The organism is Pseudomonas sp. LB3P58 (assembly GCF_054897895.1).
Genome location: NZ_JBUBVE010000001.1, coordinates 5834983 through 5851369 on the forward strand (window position 1 = coordinate 5834983; position 16387 = coordinate 5851369).

At 59.6% G+C, this 16387-nt stretch carries 17 protein-coding genes; 6 read left to right on the forward strand and 11 right to left on the reverse strand.

All coding sequences use genetic code 11. The features are described 5' to 3' along the window. Positions 1-34: 34 nt before the first annotated feature. The 5 genes from ACYZTZ_RS27240 to dadA form a co-directional block, all read right to left on the reverse strand. The gene (locus ACYZTZ_RS27240; protein ID WP_033053381.1) at positions 35-451 is read right to left on the reverse strand and encodes a c-type cytochrome; all 417 of its coding nucleotides are present in this window, start codon (positions 449-451) and stop codon (positions 35-37) included. Positions 452-632: 181 nt separating this feature from the next. Next, complete coding sequence (locus ACYZTZ_RS27245) at positions 633-1181, reverse strand: cupin domain-containing protein (RefSeq protein WP_008150195.1); 549 nt, start codon at positions 1179-1181, stop codon at positions 633-635. A 127-nt stretch (positions 1182-1308) separates the two neighbouring features. Beyond that, on the reverse strand, positions 1309-2382 hold the full coding sequence (gene alr, locus ACYZTZ_RS27250) for an alanine racemase (RefSeq protein ID WP_129440017.1): 1074 nt from the start codon (positions 2380-2382) through the stop codon (positions 1309-1311). Between the two features lie 96 nt (positions 2383-2478). Further along, positions 2479-2832, reverse strand: a complete 354-nt coding sequence (locus ACYZTZ_RS27255; protein WP_429511588.1) for a RidA family protein — start codon at positions 2830-2832, stop codon at positions 2479-2481. Next, positions 2804-4108, reverse strand: a complete 1305-nt coding sequence (dadA, locus tag ACYZTZ_RS27260) for a D-amino acid dehydrogenase (protein WP_046053837.1) — start codon at positions 4106-4108, stop codon at positions 2804-2806. Before dadA ends, ACYZTZ_RS27255 begins: the two co-directional genes overlap by 29 nt. Before the next feature lie 157 nt (positions 4109-4265). Here dadA and ACYZTZ_RS27265 point away from each other — a divergent pair, with 157 nt between their 5' ends. Then, on the forward strand, positions 4266-4754 hold the full coding sequence (locus tag ACYZTZ_RS27265) for an Lrp/AsnC ligand binding domain-containing protein (protein ID WP_003206849.1): 489 nt from the start codon (positions 4266-4268) through the stop codon (positions 4752-4754). Positions 4755-4891: 137 nt separating this feature from the next. Here the strand turns inward: ACYZTZ_RS27265 and ACYZTZ_RS27270 are convergent, their stop codons facing one another. Further along, entirely contained in the window at positions 4892-5245 is a 354-nt protein-coding gene (locus ACYZTZ_RS27270; protein WP_007947437.1) for a YkgJ family cysteine cluster protein, read from the reverse strand. A gap of 147 nt (positions 5246-5392) precedes the next feature. On the opposite strand from ACYZTZ_RS27270, the gene ACYZTZ_RS27275 reads away from it, so the two are divergent. Beyond that, the gene (locus ACYZTZ_RS27275) at positions 5393-6706 is read left to right on the forward strand and encodes an NAD(P)/FAD-dependent oxidoreductase (RefSeq protein WP_462000216.1); all 1314 of its coding nucleotides are present in this window, start codon (positions 5393-5395) and stop codon (positions 6704-6706) included. 159 nt (positions 6707-6865) lie between these two features. Here the strand turns inward: ACYZTZ_RS27275 and ACYZTZ_RS27280 are convergent, their stop codons facing one another. Beyond that, positions 6866-7111 carry a DUF1127 domain-containing protein gene (locus ACYZTZ_RS27280; RefSeq protein WP_415772229.1) on the reverse strand — a complete coding sequence of 82 codons (246 nt, stop codon included), beginning with the start codon at positions 7109-7111 and terminating at the stop codon, positions 6866-6868. A 179-nt stretch (positions 7112-7290) separates the two neighbouring features. Between ACYZTZ_RS27280 and ACYZTZ_RS27285 the strand changes: the two genes are divergently transcribed. Continuing rightward, positions 7291-8724, forward strand: coding sequence for an aminotransferase-like domain-containing protein (locus tag ACYZTZ_RS27285; RefSeq protein ID WP_462000217.1), 1434 nt, complete (start codon positions 7291-7293; stop codon positions 8722-8724). Between the two features lie 60 nt (positions 8725-8784). Further along, positions 8785-10353: a phospholipase D family protein gene (locus ACYZTZ_RS27290; RefSeq protein WP_462000218.1), complete on the forward strand. Its 1569-nt coding sequence runs from the start codon at positions 8785-8787 to the stop codon at positions 10351-10353. 37 nt (positions 10354-10390) lie between these two features. Here ACYZTZ_RS27290 and ACYZTZ_RS27295 read toward each other — a convergent pair whose 3' ends face one another. Further along, entirely contained in the window at positions 10391-11533 is a 1143-nt protein-coding gene (locus tag ACYZTZ_RS27295; RefSeq protein WP_462000219.1) for an MFS transporter, read from the reverse strand. A gap of 160 nt (positions 11534-11693) precedes the next feature. Continuing rightward, the gene (locus ACYZTZ_RS27300; protein WP_008150178.1) at positions 11694-13187 is read right to left on the reverse strand and encodes an aldehyde dehydrogenase; all 1494 of its coding nucleotides are present in this window, start codon (positions 13185-13187) and stop codon (positions 11694-11696) included. 227 nt (positions 13188-13414) lie between these two features. Between ACYZTZ_RS27300 and ACYZTZ_RS27305 the strand changes: the two genes are divergently transcribed. Beyond that, positions 13415-13777, forward strand: coding sequence for a cupin domain-containing protein (locus ACYZTZ_RS27305; RefSeq protein ID WP_046045049.1), 363 nt, complete (start codon positions 13415-13417; stop codon positions 13775-13777). 72 nt (positions 13778-13849) lie between these two features. Here the strand turns inward: ACYZTZ_RS27305 and rpmG are convergent, their stop codons facing one another. Together rpmG and rpmB are read right to left on the reverse strand one after the other, a co-directional pair. Next, positions 13850-14005 (reverse strand): 50S ribosomal protein L33, encoded by a 156-nt coding sequence (gene rpmG / locus ACYZTZ_RS27310; protein ID WP_007894709.1) that lies wholly within the window; start codon positions 14003-14005, stop codon positions 13850-13852. Positions 14006-14016: 11 nt separating this feature from the next. Further along, entirely contained in the window at positions 14017-14250 is a 234-nt protein-coding gene (rpmB, locus tag ACYZTZ_RS27315) for a 50S ribosomal protein L28 (protein WP_007894701.1), read from the reverse strand. A gap of 446 nt (positions 14251-14696) precedes the next feature. Between rpmB and ACYZTZ_RS27320 the strand changes: the two genes are divergently transcribed. After that, positions 14697-16283, forward strand: coding sequence for an ABC transporter substrate-binding protein (locus tag ACYZTZ_RS27320; RefSeq protein WP_462000220.1), 1587 nt, complete (start codon positions 14697-14699; stop codon positions 16281-16283). The last annotated feature ends 104 nt before the right edge of the window (positions 16284-16387 follow it).

Genomic DNA, 16387 nt, shown 5'->3' on the forward strand with positions numbered 1-16387 from the left:
CGCTCGAAAGCGGCTTTTTGATGAAGATGAAGGCTTATTTCAGGCCGGACATCTTCTGGATGGCGCCTTTGAGTTCGGCGTCTGCGCAATCGGCGCAGGTGCCTTTTGGAGGCATTGCATTGAGGCCGGAGATTGCTTTCGCCAGCAAACCGTCAACACCGCCTTCCTTCTTGGCGCGCTCGCCCCAGGCTGCGGCATCACCGATTTTCGGCGCGCCCAACAGGCCGGTGCCGTGGCAAGCGTTGCAATGTTTGGCAATCACTTCGTCAGGAGTTTTGGCACCACCACCGCCGCCAGCAGAAGCAGCGACTTCCATCCCCTTGCACTCTTTACCCTGAACGCAAACCTGGCCGACTGGCTCAAGGCGTTTAGCAATATCGTCGTTGGTCGCAGCTTGTGCGCTGACTGCCCAAAGGGCCAATACGGTTGCTGGTACGGCCAGCATTTTCATAATTAGATTCACGCGTTCACCCTCAATGGTGGCTAGTCACGCCCACGGCCACGGTTCGCAGGCGGGCGCAAGTATAACGGTAAGCCCGCCACACTGAAACAACCCTAAAGTCGAAGGGGTCTTATGCGTGGCGGAAAAACAACTCGGGCACCTGCGCAATGTTGGCGGGACGCCTCTTTTCTTAGAAATTCGCTGGAGTCGCTGCGCTGATTAGTCGCGCTGGCGCATCGAACGGATTACGGAAACGGTGCGGTTTAGTACTCTCAAAGTAGTAGCTGTCGCCGGCTTCGAGCACAAAAGTTTCAAGCCCCACCACCAGTTCAAGTCGACCTTCGAGCAAAATCCCGGTTTCTTCGCCCTCATGGGTGAGCATCTCGTCACCGGTGTCGGCGCCTGGCGGGTAGATTTCGTTGAGGAACGCGATGGCCCGACTCGGATGAGCCCTGCCGACCAGTTTCATGGTCACTGCGCCATCGGAAATATCGATCAGCTCGTTGGCTTTGTAGACGATCTGAGTCGGTTTTTCCTGCAGGATCTCTTCGGAAAAGAACTCGACCATGGACATGGGAATCCCGCCCAGTACCTTCCTCAGCGAACTGATCGAGGGGCTGACGCTGTTCTTCTCGATCATCGAAATGGTGCTGTTGGTGACGCCCGCGCGCTTGGCGAGTTCACGCTGGGAAAGTCCTTTGAGCTTACGGATGGATTGCAGTCGTTCACCGACGTCCAATGCTGGAGCCTCCAGGGATTCAGGTTGTAAGGATATTGAGCGTTATCATGGCGACAGCGTTCAGTATTTACAACACTTGGACCTGAATCCTGTTCGGTGAAGCGACTTTCGGTCGGCGTGCTTTGACCTAAGCCCCGGAATAGAGCATTGGCACCCGGCGCAGGTTGCAGAAGATCTGGTAAGGAATCGTGCCCGCAGCCGCCGCCACGTCGCTGGCGAGAATGTTTTTGCCCCACAACTCGACGGTCGAACCGAGGCCGGCTTGCGGCACATCGGTCAGGTCGATGCAGAGCATGTCCATCGACACCCGGCCAATCAACTGGCTGCGCTGCCCGGCAACCATCACGGGCGTACCGGTCGGCGCCTGACGTGGGTAGCCGTCGGCGTAACCCATGGCCACCACGCCCACGCGCATCGGTTTCTGGGTGATGAATGTGGCGCCGTAACCGATCGGCTCGCCGGCTGGCAGTTCACGCACGCAAATCACTTTCGATTCGAGGGTCATCACCGGTTGCAGGCGGGACGCCACGGCGTTGGCTTCTTCAAACGGAGTCGCGCCGTAGAGCATGATGCCCGGGCGAACCCAATCACTTGGAATTTGCGGCCAGCCGAGCACTGCCGGCGAGTTGCGCAGGCTGACCTCGGCCGACAAGCCCTGGCGCGCCGCTTCGAACACCGCGACCTGCTCGGCACTGGCCTGACTGTGCAGCTCATCGGCCCGGGCGAAGTGGCTCATCAGAACAATCTTCGCCACCTTGCCGCTGGCCAGCAGCCGTTGATAGGCCGCCTGATAATCCTTTGGATGCAAGCCCACCCGATGCATGCCCGAATCGAGCTTGAGCCAGACCGTGATCGGCTTGCTCAGTGCGGCGTTCTCGATGGCTTCGAGCTGCCACAGCGAATGCACCACGCACCAGAAATCATGTTCGACGATCAGCGACAGCTCATCGGCCTCGAAAAAACCTTCCAGCAACAACACCGGCGCACGAATGCCTGCGGCTCGCAGCTCCAACGCTTCTTCGATGCAAGCCACGGCAAAACCGTCTGCTTCGGCTTCCAGCGCCTGGGCGCAACGCACCGCGCCATGACCGTAGGCATCGGCCTTGATCACCGCGAGGGCCTTGGCCCCCGTGACTTCACGGGCGATTTGGTAGTTGTGACGCAGGGCTTGAAGGTCGATCAGGGCACGGGCTGGACGCATGGCGGCAGACTTCTAGGCGGTCATGGGAAGAAAAACCGGCGCTGGCTGACGGCGTGAACCGCCAGTAGCACCGGGAGAGGGATTTTTCAGACGGGTTTATGGCAGAGCGGCGACAACCGACAGCTCAACCAGGATTTCCGGTTCGCACAACTTCGATTCAACGGTGGCACGGGCCGGTGCGACGCCTTTTGGCAGCCACTTGTCCCAGACCGCGTTCATGCCTTCAAAGTGTGCATCAATGTCTTTCAAGTAAATCGTCACCGACAGCAAACGATTCTTGTCGGTCCCGGCCAGATCCAGTAAACGCTCGATGTTGGCGAGCGTTTCACGGGTCTGCTGTTCAATCCCGGCGTTCATATCGTCGCCGACCTGCCCTGCCAGATACACGGTACCGCTGTGGACTACGATCTGGCTCATGCGCTCATTGGTGAGCTGGCGCTGGATTGACATGTTTTGCAGACTCCTGAAGTTTTTTTCCATAACGGGAAATATCGAGGCCTTCGGCGCTGATTTGCGGTGTTTTCTTCGCCATCAGATCGGCCAGCAAGCGACCGGAACCGCACGCCATGGTCCAACCAAGCGTGCCGTGACCCGTGTTCAAAAACAGATTGCTGAACGGCGTAGCACCCACGATCGGCGTGCCGTCCGGAGTGGTCGGACGCAGACCGGTCCAGAAACTCGCCTGGGCCAGATCGCCGCCCTGAGGATAGAGGTCGTTGACGATCATCTCCAGGGTTTCGCGCCGACGCGGGTTCAGTGACAGGTCAAAACCGGCTATTTCAGCCATGCCACCGACGCGAATGCGGTTGTCGAAACGGGTGATCGCGACCTTGTAGGTCTCGTCGAGAATAGTCGAAGTCGGGGCCATCGCCGGATTGGTGATCGGCACAGTCAAGGAATAACCCTTGAGCGGATACACCGGCGCCTTGATGCCCAGCGGCTTGAGCAGTTGCGGCGAGTAGCTGCCCAGCGCCAGCACGTAGCGATCAGCGGTTTCCAGCTTGCCGTCGATCCAGACACCATTGATGCGATCACCGGCGTAGTCGAGGCGTTGGATGTCCTGGTCGAAGCGGAATTCCACACCCAGTTTGGTCGCCATTTCGACCAGGCGGGTGGTGAACATCTGGCAGTCGCCAGTCTGGTCGTTCGGCAGGCGCAGGGCACCGGCGAGGATGTTGGTGACGCTGGCCAGCGCTGGCTCAACGCGGGCAATGCCGGCGCGGTCGAGCAGTTCGAACGGCACGCCGGACTCTTTCAGCACGGCGATGTCTTTCCAGGCGCCGTCGAGTTGAGCCTGGGTGCGGAACAGTTGCGTAGTACCGAGGCTGCGGCCTTCGTAGGCAATGCCAGTTTCGGCGCGCAATTCGTCGAGGCAGTCACGGCTGTACTCGGACAGGCGGACCATGCGCTCCTTGTTCACCGCATAACGGCTGGCGGTGCAGTTGCGCAGCATCTGCGCCATCCACAGGTATTGGTCGATGTCGGCGGTGGCCTTGATCGCCAGCGGTGCGTGGCGCTGCAACAGCCACTTGATGGCTTTAAGCGGAACACCCGGCGCAGCCCACGGCGAGGCATAACCCGGCGAAACCTGCCCGGCGTTGGCGAAACTGGTCTCCATGGCAGCAGCCGGCTGACGGTCCACGACCACCACTTCAAACCCGGCACGCGCCAGATAGTAAGCACTGGTGGTACCGATGACGCCGCTACCCAAGACCATAACGCGCATTTTCATATCCCTCATCGCGGCTTGCCGCTGACGTTCGTAGTTGTCGAGCATTGATGTGCGCAGTGTAAAAAAGATTAGGCAGTGCTTTTCACTATATAAGTGCCTATATTTGGCGAGAATTCTCGGCAAAAACGCTTTTCACGGAGGCGCATCCCCTATGCGTACCAACACTCAGACCAAACGTGAGCTGGACAAGATCGACCGCAACATCCTGCGGATCCTGCAAGCGGACGGGCGTATCTCCTTCACCGAGCTGGGGGAAAAGGTCGGGCTCTCGACCACGCCGTGTACCGAGCGGGTCCGGCGGCTGGAGCGCGAAGGGATCATCATGGGCTACAACGCCCGGCTCAATCCGCAGCATCTCAAGGGTAGTCTTCTGGTGTTCGTCGAGATCAGCCTCGACTACAAGTCCGGCGATACTTTCGAAGAGTTCCGACGCGCGGTGCTGAAACTGCCCCACGTGCTGGAGTGCCATTTGGTGTCAGGGGATTTCGACTATCTGGTGAAGGCGCGGATTTCCGAGATGGCCTCGTACCGCAAACTGCTGGGCGACATCCTGCTCAAGCTGCCGCATGTGCGCGAATCCAAGAGCTACATCGTGATGGAAGAGGTGAAAGAGAGCTTGAACCTGCCGATTCCGGATTGAAGTATGCGGCGTCTGTTCGGCCGCCTTCGCGAGCAGGCTCGCTCCCACAGTGATCTTCACTGGCCACAAATCTGTGTCTTACACAGATCCATTGTGGGAGCGAGCCTGCTCGCGAAGGCAGGCGACTCGGTCTTCCCTTAGACCAGGACCTGCCGCGTCGAAGCCATGTACTCATGAATCTGCTTCTCGACCCGCGGATGAATCAGCTCCACCGGCCCCCGCCCATTCGGGCACGGCAAGGTCTTGGTGGTGCCGAACAGCCGGCAGATCAGTGGCCGCTCGTCATACACGGTGCAGCCATTGGGTCCAAGATGAACACAATTGAGCTCATCCATCGCAGCGTCCTGCTCGGCCCGGGTCTTGCGCGGCAGGCGGGACATTTCTTCCGGTGAAGTGGTCACCGGCCCACAGCAGTCATGGCAGCCGGGCACGCACTCGAACGAGGGAATCTGCTGCCGAAGCGTGCGAATTTTCTGACTGTTGCAGCTCATCGAAGCGGTGACCAAAAGCGGAATAGAGCGGGATTCTGACGCAAAAGCCCCGATCCAGACAGCACCAACCGACCAGTGTTGCCCGTGTCCGAAGGTCCGGCTTATGCTCCGTCAAATTTTCTAAACACAAGAATCAGGAACACGCACATGAATGCCCGTGCTCAGCAACCGGCCCCGAACCACCAGCACCCTGCTTCTTACTACGCCGCCAGCAGCCTGCCGCAGCCCGATCATCCGGTGCTCACAGCTGACCTGGTGGCTGACGTGTGCGTGGTCGGTGGTGGATTCTCCGGGTTGAACACGGCGCTCGAACTGGCCGAACGCGGCTTCAGTGTGATCCTGCTCGAAGCCCACAAAATCGGTTGGGGCGCCAGTGGACGCAATGGCGGGCAGTTGATTCGAGGCGTCGGCCATGGCCTCGATCAGTTCGCTAACGTGATCGGTGCGGACGGCGTGCGTCAGATGAAACTCATGGGCCTGGAAGCGGTGGAAATCGTCCGACAGCGCGTCGAGCGTTTTCAGATCCCTTGCGACCTGACCTGGGGCTATTGCGACCTGGCGAACAAGCCCCGGGACCTCGAAGGTTTTACCGAAGACGCCGAAGAGCTGCGCAGTCTCGGTTACCGTTACGAAACCCGTCTGCTGCAAGCCAGTGAAATGCATTCCGTGGTGGGTTCCGACCGCTACGTTGGCGGATTGATCGACATGGGCTCGGGGCATCTGCACCCGCTGAACCTGGCACTGGGCGAAGCGGCGGCCGCGCAGCAGTTGGGGGTGAAGCTGTTCGAACAATCGGCAGTCACCCGCATCGATTATGGCCCCGAGGTCAAGGTCCATACCGCCCAGGGCTCGGTTCGCGCCAAGACGCTGGTGCTGGGCTGCAACGCCTACCTCAATGAACTCAATCCCGAACTCGGCGGCAAGGTGCTGCCCGCCGGCAGCTACATCATCGCCACCGAGCCCTTGAGCGAAGAACTGGCTCACTCGCTGCTGCCGCAGAACATGGCGGTGTGTGATCAACGGGTGGCACTGGATTACTACCGGCTCTCGGCGGACCGACGCTTGCTGTTTGGTGGCGCCTGCCATTATTCAGGTCGCGACCCGAAGGACATCGCCGCGTACATGCGGCCGAAGATGCTGGAGGTTTTCCCGCAACTGGCCGGGGTGAAGATCGACTATCAATGGGGCGGGATGATCGGCATTGGCGCTAATCGCCTGCCGCAGATCGGGCGGTTAAAGGATCAGCCGAATGTGTATTACGCCCAGGCTTATTCCGGTCATGGCGTGAATGCCACGCACCTCGCGGGGAAGTTGTTGGCTGAGGCTATCAGTGGTCAGCAGGGTGGTGGGTTTGATCTGTTTGCCAAGGTGCCGCACATCACGTTCCCTGGCGGTAAGCATTTGCGCTCGCCGTTGTTGGCGTTGGGAATGTTGTGGCATCGGCTTAAAGAATTGGTTTGAAAGATCAGTGGCGTTCTTTCGGACGCCTTCGCGAGCAAGTCGAATCGTCGCACCGCCGCTCCCACATTAGATTCTCAGTGAACACAGATTTTGTGTTCGGCAACGATCAAATGTGGGAGCGGGCTTGCTCGCGAATCGGTTCAAAGAACACCACAAGGCTCAGATCCGCCAGAACGGTTTAAGCCCCTCCTCCCGCGCCTGCTCCCGACTCAACCCGACATCCCTTAGCTGCTCAGTCGTGAGCTCCAGCAATGCCTTGCGCGTGTGCAGACGATGCCAGAACAGACCCCAGCGACCCAGGCCGGACGGTGCGTTGCGCATGACCGCCTCGCGTGCGCCGTTGATTTGCCCTGCCGCCAGTTCCTGACTGTGTAACGTCAGCCGCACATCGCTCAAGCCGTTCATTTTGATTGCTCCTGTTTACTTGGGTAGCCAGAGCTTTCATGATGCGCGGGAGGCGAAAAGCATTACAGATTCAACGAGACTGTATTAACCCCATACAGATTTTGCGTTTCAGCGTCTGAATCTTATATTTTCGACCCATCTGTACTGGTTAACCGAATCACCCACACCGAGACTGCGCCATGACCCTGTACGTCAACCTCGCCGAACTGCTCGGCACGCGTATCGAACAGGGCTTCTATCGCCCCGGTGACCGGCTGCCGTCAGTTCGGGCGTTGAGTGTTGAACACGGCGTCAGCCTGAGCACGGTGCAGCAGGCCTATCGCGTGCTGGAAGACAGCGGGTTGGCGACACCGAAACCCAAGTCGGGTTACTTCGTACCGGTGGGTCGCGAACTGCCGGAGCTTCCGGCCATTGGACGCCCGGCCCAGCGTCCGGTGGATATTTCCCAGTGGGATCAAGTGCTGGAACTGATCCGCGCAGTGCCACGCAAGGATGTGGTGCAACTGGGTCGCGGCATGCCGGACATCACCACGCCGACCATGAAACCGCTGCTGCGCAGCCTGGCGCGAATCAGCCGTCGGCAGGACATGCCCGGTCTGTATTACGACAACATCTACGGCACCCTCGAACTGCGCGAACAGATTGCCCGTCTGCTGCTCGATTCCGGTTGCCAATTGACGGCCCACGACCTGGTGATCACCACCGGTTGCCACGAAGCGCTGTCCACCAGCATCCGCGCCATCTGCGACCCGGGCGACATTGTCGCCGTGGACTCGCCAAGCTTTCACGGCGCCATGCAGACCCTCAAGGGCCTGGGCATGAAAGCCCTGGAAATCCCTACCGACCCGCTCACCGGGATCAGCCTCGATGCCCTCGAACTGGCCTTGGAACAATGGCCGATCAAGGCCATACAGTTGACCCCCAACTGCAACAACCCGCTGGGCTACATCATGCCGGAGTCACGCAAACGCGCGTTATTGACGCTCGCACAGCGTTTCGATGTGGCGATCATCGAGGATGATGTGTATGGCGAACTGGCTTACACCTACCCGCGCCCACGCACGATCAAATCCTTCGACGAAGATGGCCGCGTCCTGCTCTGCAGTTCCTTTTCCAAGACCCTGGCGCCGGGGCTGCGTATTGGCTGGGTGGCGCCGGGACGGTATCTGGAACGGGTGCTGCACATGAAATACATCAGCACCGGCTCTACCGCGCCGCAGCCGCAGATTGCCATCGCCGAATTCCTCAAAGCGGGGCACTTCGAGCCGCATTTGCGACGGATGCGTACGCAATACCAGCGCAATCGCGACGTGATGATCGATTGGGTCAGCCGCTATTTTCCGGCCGGTACCCGAGCCAGTCGCCCCCAGGGCAGCTTCATGCTCTGGGTCGAGCTGCCGGAGGGTTTCGACACCCTGAAACTGAATCGTGCGCTGCATGATCAAGGCGTACAGATTGCCGTCGGCAGTATCTTTTCCGCCTCGGGCAAGTACCGCAATTGCCTGCGGATGAACTACGCTGCCAAGCCAACGCCGCAAATTGAAGAAGCGGTGCGCAAGGTCGGCGCCGCGGCGATCAAACTGCTCGCGGAAACCGACTGCTTCACCGACTGACCTTTCTCGGGAATCCAGCGTCCATATGCCGACACCTGCCGCCAATCGGAACGATCCCACGTGAGAGTCAGACAGCCCCTGCTCGCTCTTCTGTTACTCGCCTCGCTCCTCGACGGCTGTGCGACGCTCAACGTTCCGCGCGAACCGAGCCAGGCGCTGCCTGCCAGTGACTCGGCGTTCGGTCGCTCGATTCAAGCTCAGGCGGACCCCCATCAGGGACAATCCGGCTTTCGCCTGCTCTCCGACAGCACCGAAGCCTTCACCGCCCGCGCCGAGCTGATCCGCAACGCCCAAAGCAGCCTGGATTTGCAGTACTACATCGTGCATGACGGCATCAGCACACGGATGCTGGTGGATGAACTGCTCAAGGCTGCCGACCGCGGCGTGCGCGTGCGCATTCTGCTCGACGACACCACCAGCGATGGCCTGGACCGGATCATCGCCACGCTGGCGGCGCATCCGCAGATTCAGATCCGTGTGTTTAACCCACTGCACCTTGGCCGCAGTACCGGCGTGACACGAACGGCGGGACGGTTGCTCAACCTGTCGCAGCAACACCGGCGCATGCACAACAAGCTGTGGCTGGCCGACAACAGCATGGCCATCGTCGGTGGACGCAATCTGGGGGATGAGTACTTCGATGCCGAACCCAACCTGAATTTCACTGACATCGACATGCTCAGCGTCGGCCCGGTCGCCGAACAGCTGGGGCACAGTTTCGACCAATACTGGAACAGTGCGCTGAGCAAGCCGATCGACGAGTTCCTCTCGAGCAAACCGACGGCCAGGGACCTGGAAAACACCCGGACCCGACTGGAAGAATCGCTTGAGGAAACGCGCAAACAGAATCACGCGCTCTACCAGCAGTTGATGACCTACACCACTCACCCGCGCCTGGATATCTGGCGTCGGGAGTTGATCTGGGCCTGGAATCAGGCGCTGTGGGACGCACCGAGCAAGGTGCTGGCCGACGGCGAGCCCGACCCGCAGTTGCTGCTGACCACGCAGTTGGCGCCCGAGCTCAATGGCGTCAGCAAAGAGCTGATCATGATTTCGGCCTACTTCGTACCCGGCCAACCGGGGCTGGTGTACCTGACCGGGCGCGCCGATGCCGGGGTGTCGGTGAGCCTGCTGACCAACTCATTGGAAGCCACTGACGTCCCGGCGGTGCATGGCGGTTACGCGCCGTATCGCAAGGCGCTGCTGGAGCATGGCGTGCAGCTGTTCGAATTGCGTCGCCAGCCCGGCGGAGGCGGCGGCAGCGGCCCCCATCTGTTCTACAGCAAGTCCTACCGCGGCTACGACTCCAGCCTGCACAGCAAGGCGATGATCTTCGACCAGCAGAAGTCGTTCATCGGTTCATTCAACTTCGACCCACGCTCAGTGCTGTGGAACACCGAAGTCGGGGTGCTGGTGGACAGCCCGGAACTCGCCGCACGCGTGCGTGAACTGGCGTTTCAAGGTATGGCGCCGCCCCTGAGTTATCAGGCGAAACTGGAAAATGGCCAGGTCGTCTGGGTCACCGAGGACGACGGCAAAATGCACACGCTGACCAAGGAGCCGGGGACTTGGTGGCGGCGCTTCAATGCGTGGATGAGCACCACCGTCGGCCTTGAGCGGATGCTGTAGCCGCTGGCGAAGCCTGCGTTCGCCAGCGGCTACAAAACTATGCCGGCTGAACGGCACCAAACGCCCCTTGCCGCGACAGCAGAATCACTAACCCCAGCGCACCGGCCGCCATCAGCAGCGGCAACGCATGCCCGCTGATCCACTGACTGCCGGCACCGGCCGCCAGCGGTCCGATCAGGCAACCGATACCCCACAGCTGCGCGATATGCGCATTGGCGCGCACCAGCGCATCGTCGCGATAACGCTCGCCGATCAGGATCAGTGACAAGGTGAACAAACCACCGGCACTGGCACCGAACAACACCCACAACGGCCAGATCAGCAACGTGTCAATCAGCAACGGGATGGCCAGGCTCGATATCAGCAGAACCACCGCACACCCGGTGAACAACGTACGTCGCGACAAGCGATCAGCCAGTGCGCCAATCGGCAATTGCAGCAAGGCATCACCCACCACCACCGTGCTGACCATCGCCAGCGCAATGTCCGTCGTAAAGCCCTGACGCAGGCAATAAACCGGCAACAACGTCAGGATCATCGCTTCGAACGCTGCGAACAGCGACACCGCCCAGGCAATCGCCGGCAGGCCACGGCAGAAACCCAGCAAGTCGCTGAAGGTCACGCTGCTGGCTTCACTGGCCGGTGCGCCGCTGCGGCCCAGCAACAGGAACGGTGCCGCCGTCAGCAAACCGACGCCGACCCAGAATCCGTAATCGTGTTCGGTGCCCACAACGCCAAGCAGCAACGGCCCGGCCAGCTGACTCAGCGCATAGCTGCTGCCATACAACGCCACCAATCGCCCGCGCCACTCTTCAACCACAAGCTGGTTGATCCAGCTTTCGCCGAGGATGAAGACGAGGGTCAGGATCACCCCGATCATCAGCCGCAATACCAGCCAAATCGGATAGCTTGGCAACAGCGCCAGCAAACCGATGGACAAAGCCCCGGCCCACAGGCACAGACGCATCAGATTGGCCGTGCCCAGACGCGCGGCCAGATGGCTGGAGATCTTTGCCCCCAGCAATACGCCAATCGCGGGCATCGCTGCCATCACGCCGATGGCGAACGAGCCGTAACCCCAGCCTTCCAGGCGAAACGACACCAACGGCATGCTGACGCCCAAGGCGAGGCCGACACTCAAGACAGACGCCAACACGGCGAAATAAGTCGCCCAACGCATTTCCCACGCTCCTGTGGATATTATTTTTCACAGACAACACAAAACAAATGTGGGAGCGAGCTTGCTCGCGATGGCAGTTTCACATTCAACATTGACGTCGACTGTCAGACCGCTATCGCGAGCAAGCCCGCTCCCACAGGGGATCTTCGTTGTGTGGTGCTTACAACTTGATCCAGGTCGCCTTCAGCTCGGTGTACTTGTCGAACGCGTGCAGCGACTTGTCGCGACCGTTGCCGGACTGCTTGAAGCCACCGAACGGCGCCGTCATGTCGCCGCCGTCATACTGATTGACCCACACGCTACCAGCGCGCAGTGCCTTGGCAGTCAGATGGGCCTTGGAAATATCCTTGGTCCATACCGCTGCAGCCAAGCCGTAAGGGGTGTCGTTGGCAATCGCAATGGCTTCTTCGGCGGTATCGAAAGTGATCACCGACAGCACTGGGCCGAAGATTTCTTCCTGAGCGATTTTCATCGCGTTGCTGACGCCGTCGAAAATCGTCGGCTCAACGTAGGTGCCACCGGTTTCCTGAAGAATGCGTTTGCCGCCCGCCACCAGTTTGGCGCCGTCGGTGTGACCGGATTCGATGTAGGACAGCACGGTGTTCATCTGCTGGGTATCCACCAGCGCGCCGACGTTGGTTGCCGGATCCAGCGGGTTGCCCGGCTTCCAGGTTTTGAGGGCCTCGATCACCAGCGGCAGGAATTTATCCTTGATCGAACGCTCCACCAGCAGGCGCGAGCCGGCGGTGCAGACTTCGCCCTGGTTGAAGGCGATGGCGCCGGCCGCCGATTCAGCGGCAGCTTGCAGGTCCGGCGCATCGGCGAACACGATGTTCGGGCTCTTGCCGCCGGCTTCGAGCCAGACGCGCTTCATGTTCGATTCGCCGGAGTAGATCAGCAGTTGCTTGGCGATTTTGGTCGAACCGGTGAACACCAGGGTGTCCACATCATTGTGCAGGGCCAGGGCCTTGCCGACGGTGTGACCATAACCTGGCAGGACGTTCAACACGCCTTTCGGGATGCCGGCCTCAACGGCCAGCGCAGCGATGCGGATGGCGGTCAGCGGGGATTTTTCGGATGGCTTGAGGATCACCGAGTTACCGGTGGACAGCGCCGGGCCGAGTTTCCAGCACGCCATCATCAGCGGGAAGTTCCACGGCACGATGGCGCCGACTACGCCGACCGGTTCGCGGGTCACCAGACCCAGCTGGTCATGGGGGGTCGCGGCCACTTCGTCGTAGATCTTGTCGATGGCTTCACCGCTCCAGCTCAGGGCTTGCGCCGCGCCTGGAACGTCGATGTACAGTGAATCGCTGATTGGCTTGCCCATGTCCAGGGTTTCAAGCAGGGCCAGCTCTTCGGCGTGCTGTTTCAGCAGGCCGGCGAAACGAATCATGGTGGCTTTGCGTTTGGTCGGTGCCAGGCGCGACCAGACGCCGGAATTGAAGGTGGCGCGGGCGTTTTCAACAGCGCGCTGGGCGTCGGCGGCGTCACAGCTGGCAATCTTGCCCAGCAGACGGCCATCGACCGGGCTGATGCACTCGAAGGTCTCGGCGGAGACAGCATCGGTGTATTCGCCATTGATGTAGGCGCGGCCTTCGATCTTCAGATCGCGAGCCCGTTGTTCCCAATCGGCACGAGTCAGGGTGGTCATACGAGTGTCCTCCTCTTATTGAATACGAACGCTCCACGGTCTTCGCGGGCGCTGTCAGGAATTCTGCCCGGCCAGCCTGCATTTTCGGCCCAAGGCAACTGCCACCCTAAACCAGTGGCCGGGGTTGTTTCAATATATTTGACACAAGGTCGGCAAACGGCCTTGCGGTGTTCATTTTAATAAACATAGACTTTGGGCTTTTCAGGCAATCACGGGAAATTACAACAATGAATATCCAGGATGTCGTCGACTTCAGCCAGGCCACGACCGCGCCCGAGCGCTATCGACCAGACCCGACGAAAGTCCTCAAGGGCGATCCCGAGCAAGCGGTGTACAACCACTACAACAGCCCGTGCGGCCAGCTGAACGCCGGCGTATGGGAAGGCGATGTCGGGCAATGGACGGTGAATTTCACCGAACATGAGTACTGCGAAATCGTTCAAGGGGTTTCGGTACTACGCGACAACGACGGCAACAGCAAAACCCTGCGCGCGGGTGACCGCTTCGTGATTCCTGCAGGGTTCAGGGGTACCTGGGAAGTGCTGGAGCCTTGCCGCAAGATCTATGTGGCGTTTGAACAGAAAGCTTGAAACCTTTCTCGAGGCAACAAAAAAGGCCCGTATCTCGCGATACGGGCCTTTTTCGTAAGAGGGAAAAATCAATTACTTGATTTTGCCTTCTTTGTAGATCACGTGCTTGCGAACAACCGGATCAAATTTCTTGATCTCGATTTTGTCCGGAGTAGTGCGCTTGTTCTTGTCGGTAGTGTAGAAGTGACCAGTACCGGCGCTCGAAATCAAACGAATCAATTCACGCATGATTAGCTCCCTTAGATCTTGCCAGCTTTGCGGATTTCGGCCAGCACGACAGTGATGCCACGCTTGTCGATGATACGCATGCCTTTGGCAGATACGCGCAGACGCACGAAACGTTTCTCTTCTTCAACCCAGAAGCGGTGATGCTGCAGGTTCGGCAGGAAACGACGACGGGTTTTGTTGTTTGCGTGGGAAATGTTATTCCCAGTCACCGGACCCTTACCGGTAACTTGACATACTCTCGACATGCCTCAGCCCTCTAAAACCACATGCCCAACCCGGCATGGGTTGGCCGCTTAATCTCTCAGTCATTTGGCGCCAGGCGCCGCGTTTCTTTAGAGGTCTTACCGGCTACACCTACAGTGAAGGAACCGGGCCCCTAGAAAAGAGCGCTGCTTTATACCAGAAAGACTGGAGAGCAACAACATTCCGTGTGCACAGACTTAATAAAAACCCCGCTTTTCTGGCTCTGAGCGCCTTGGATAAAGGCTATCGTCGATGAAGACCGCTCGTCGCAGAGAATCGGCCAACAGGCCAATCCAGGGTTTTGCTCAACCGGTACCCACCGAAAACAATCGCCTATAGTCCCCTTAAAATGAAAAAGGGGATAGTCATTTACAAAAGAGCCCACTAGGGTAAGCCTTTTCCAGACTGCACTTGCAGATGGGCCTTCGATCTGTAAAGGAATCCGACCATGCGCCTCGCTGCCCTACCGCTGTTGCTCGCCCCTCTTCTGCTGAGCCCATTGGCCCATGCCGCCGCTCTGAGCGTCTGCACAGAGGCAAGCCCGGAAGGGTTCGACGTGGTGCAGTACAACTCGCTGACCACCACCAACGCCTCGGCCGACGTGCTGATGAACCGTCTGGTGGACTTCGATACCGCCAGCGGCAAAGTGGTCGCCAGTCTCGCCGACAGCTGGGAAGTCACGCCCGACGGCCTGACCTATGTCTTCAAATTGCACCCGCAGGTGAAATTCCACCGCACCGAATATTTCAGCCCGACGCGTGACCTGACCGCCGAAGACGTGAAGTTCAGCTTCGACCGCATGCTCGACCCGGCCAACCCGTGGCACAAAGTCGCCCAAAGCGGCTTCCCGCACGCCCAGTCGATGCAGTTGCCAGCATTGATCAAGAAGATCGACGCATTGGACCCGCTCACCGTGCGCTTCACCCTCGATCACCCGGACTCGACCTTCCTCCCGACGCTGAGCATGGGTTTCGCCTCGATCTACTCCGCCGAATATGCCGACAAACTGATGAAGGCCGGCACCCCGGAGAAGCTCAACAGCCAGCCAATTGGCAGCGGGCCGTTCATCTTCACGCGTTTCCAGAAAGATGCCTCGATTCGCTACAAGGCCAACCCGGACTACTTCGGCGGCAAGCCATCGGTTGATCCGTTGATTTTCGCCATCACGCCGGACGCCAACGTGCGTTTGCAGAAATTGCGCCGCAACGAGTGCCAGATCGCCCTGTCGCCCAAGCCTCTGGACGTACAGGCAGCGCTGAAAGAACCGACCCTGAAAGTGGAAAAGACTGGCGCCTTCATGACCGCGTTCGTCGGCATCAACAGCCAGCATCCACCGCTGGACAAGCCTGAAGTGCGCCAGGCCATCAACCTCGCATTCGACAAGGCCAACTACATCAAAGCCGTGTTCGAAGACACCGCCGAACCTGCCAACGGTCCATACCCGCCGAACACCTGGAGCTATGCCAAAGGCCTGCCGGGTTATCCACATGACGTCGAAAAAGCCAAAGCACTCATGGCGAAGGCCGGGCTCAAGGACGGTTTCCAGACCACCATCTGGACCCGACCTTCTGGCAGTCTGCTCAACCCGAACCCGAGCCTCAGCGCTCAACTGCTGCAATCGGACCTCGCGGAAATCGGCATCCAGGCCGAGATTCGGGTGATCGAATGGGGCGAACTGATTCGCCGCGCCAAGGCCGGCGAACATGACCTGCTGTTCATGGGCTGGGCCGGCGACAACGGAGACCCGGACAACTTCCTCACGCCGCAGTTTTCCTGCGCCGCGGTCAAGTCCGGCACCAACTTCGCACGCTACTGCAACCAGGACCTGGACAAGCTGATCAGCGCCGGCAAGACCACCGGCGAGCAAGGTGTGCGCACCAAGCTCTACGAACAGGCCCAGGCACAGATCCAGCAGCAGGCGCTGTGGCTGCCGCTGGCCCACCCGACCGCCTTCGCGCTGACGCGCAAGGACGTTGAGGGCTATCAGGTCAGCCCGTTTGGTCGTCAGGATTACTCAAAGGTCATCCTCAAATAACCCCACCCCTGTAGGAGCTGTCGAGTGAAACGAGGCTGCGATCTTTTGATCTGAAAAACAAAATCAAAAGATCGCAGCCTTCGGCAGCTCCTACAGGTGGAAAA

Excerpts from the sequence above, each read along its gene's own strand:
- ACYZTZ_RS27240 (WP_033053381.1), bottom strand. The coding sequence starts at position 451 with ATGAAAATGCTGGCCGTACCAGCAACCGTATTGGCCCTTTGGGCAGTC.
- alr (WP_129440017.1), bottom strand. The coding sequence starts at position 2,382 with ATGCGTCCAGCCCGTGCCCTGATCGACCTTCAAGCCCTGCGTCACAAC.
- ACYZTZ_RS27255 (WP_429511588.1), bottom strand. The coding sequence starts at position 2,832 with ATGTCAATCCAGCGCCAGCTCACCAATGAGCGCATGAGCCAGATCGTA.
- dadA (WP_046053837.1), bottom strand. The coding sequence starts at position 4,108 with ATGCGCGTTATGGTCTTGGGTAGCGGCGTCATCGGTACCACCAGTGCT.
- ACYZTZ_RS27265 (WP_003206849.1), top strand. The coding sequence starts at position 4,266 with ATGCGTACCAACACTCAGACCAAACGTGAGCTGGACAAGATCGACCGC.
- ACYZTZ_RS27270 (WP_007947437.1), bottom strand. The coding sequence starts at position 5,245 with ATGAGCTGCAACAGTCAGAAAATTCGCACGCTTCGGCAGCAGATTCCC.
- ACYZTZ_RS27275 (WP_462000216.1), top strand. The coding sequence starts at position 5,393 with ATGAATGCCCGTGCTCAGCAACCGGCCCCGAACCACCAGCACCCTGCT.
- ACYZTZ_RS27280 (WP_415772229.1), bottom strand. The coding sequence starts at position 7,111 with ATGAACGGCTTGAGCGATGTGCGGCTGACGTTACACAGTCAGGAACTG.
- ACYZTZ_RS27285 (WP_462000217.1), top strand. The coding sequence starts at position 7,291 with ATGACCCTGTACGTCAACCTCGCCGAACTGCTCGGCACGCGTATCGAA.
- ACYZTZ_RS27295 (WP_462000219.1), bottom strand. The coding sequence starts at position 11,533 with ATGCGTTGGGCGACTTATTTCGCCGTGTTGGCGTCTGTCTTGAGTGTC.
- ACYZTZ_RS27300 (WP_008150178.1), bottom strand. The coding sequence starts at position 13,187 with ATGACCACCCTGACTCGTGCCGATTGGGAACAACGGGCTCGCGATCTG.
- ACYZTZ_RS27305 (WP_046045049.1), top strand. The coding sequence starts at position 13,415 with ATGAATATCCAGGATGTCGTCGACTTCAGCCAGGCCACGACCGCGCCC.
- rpmG (WP_007894709.1), bottom strand. The coding sequence starts at position 14,005 with ATGCGTGAATTGATTCGTTTGATTTCGAGCGCCGGTACTGGTCACTTC.
- rpmB (WP_007894701.1), bottom strand. The coding sequence starts at position 14,250 with ATGTCGAGAGTATGTCAAGTTACCGGTAAGGGTCCGGTGACTGGGAAT.
- ACYZTZ_RS27320 (WP_462000220.1), top strand. The coding sequence starts at position 14,697 with ATGCGCCTCGCTGCCCTACCGCTGTTGCTCGCCCCTCTTCTGCTGAGC.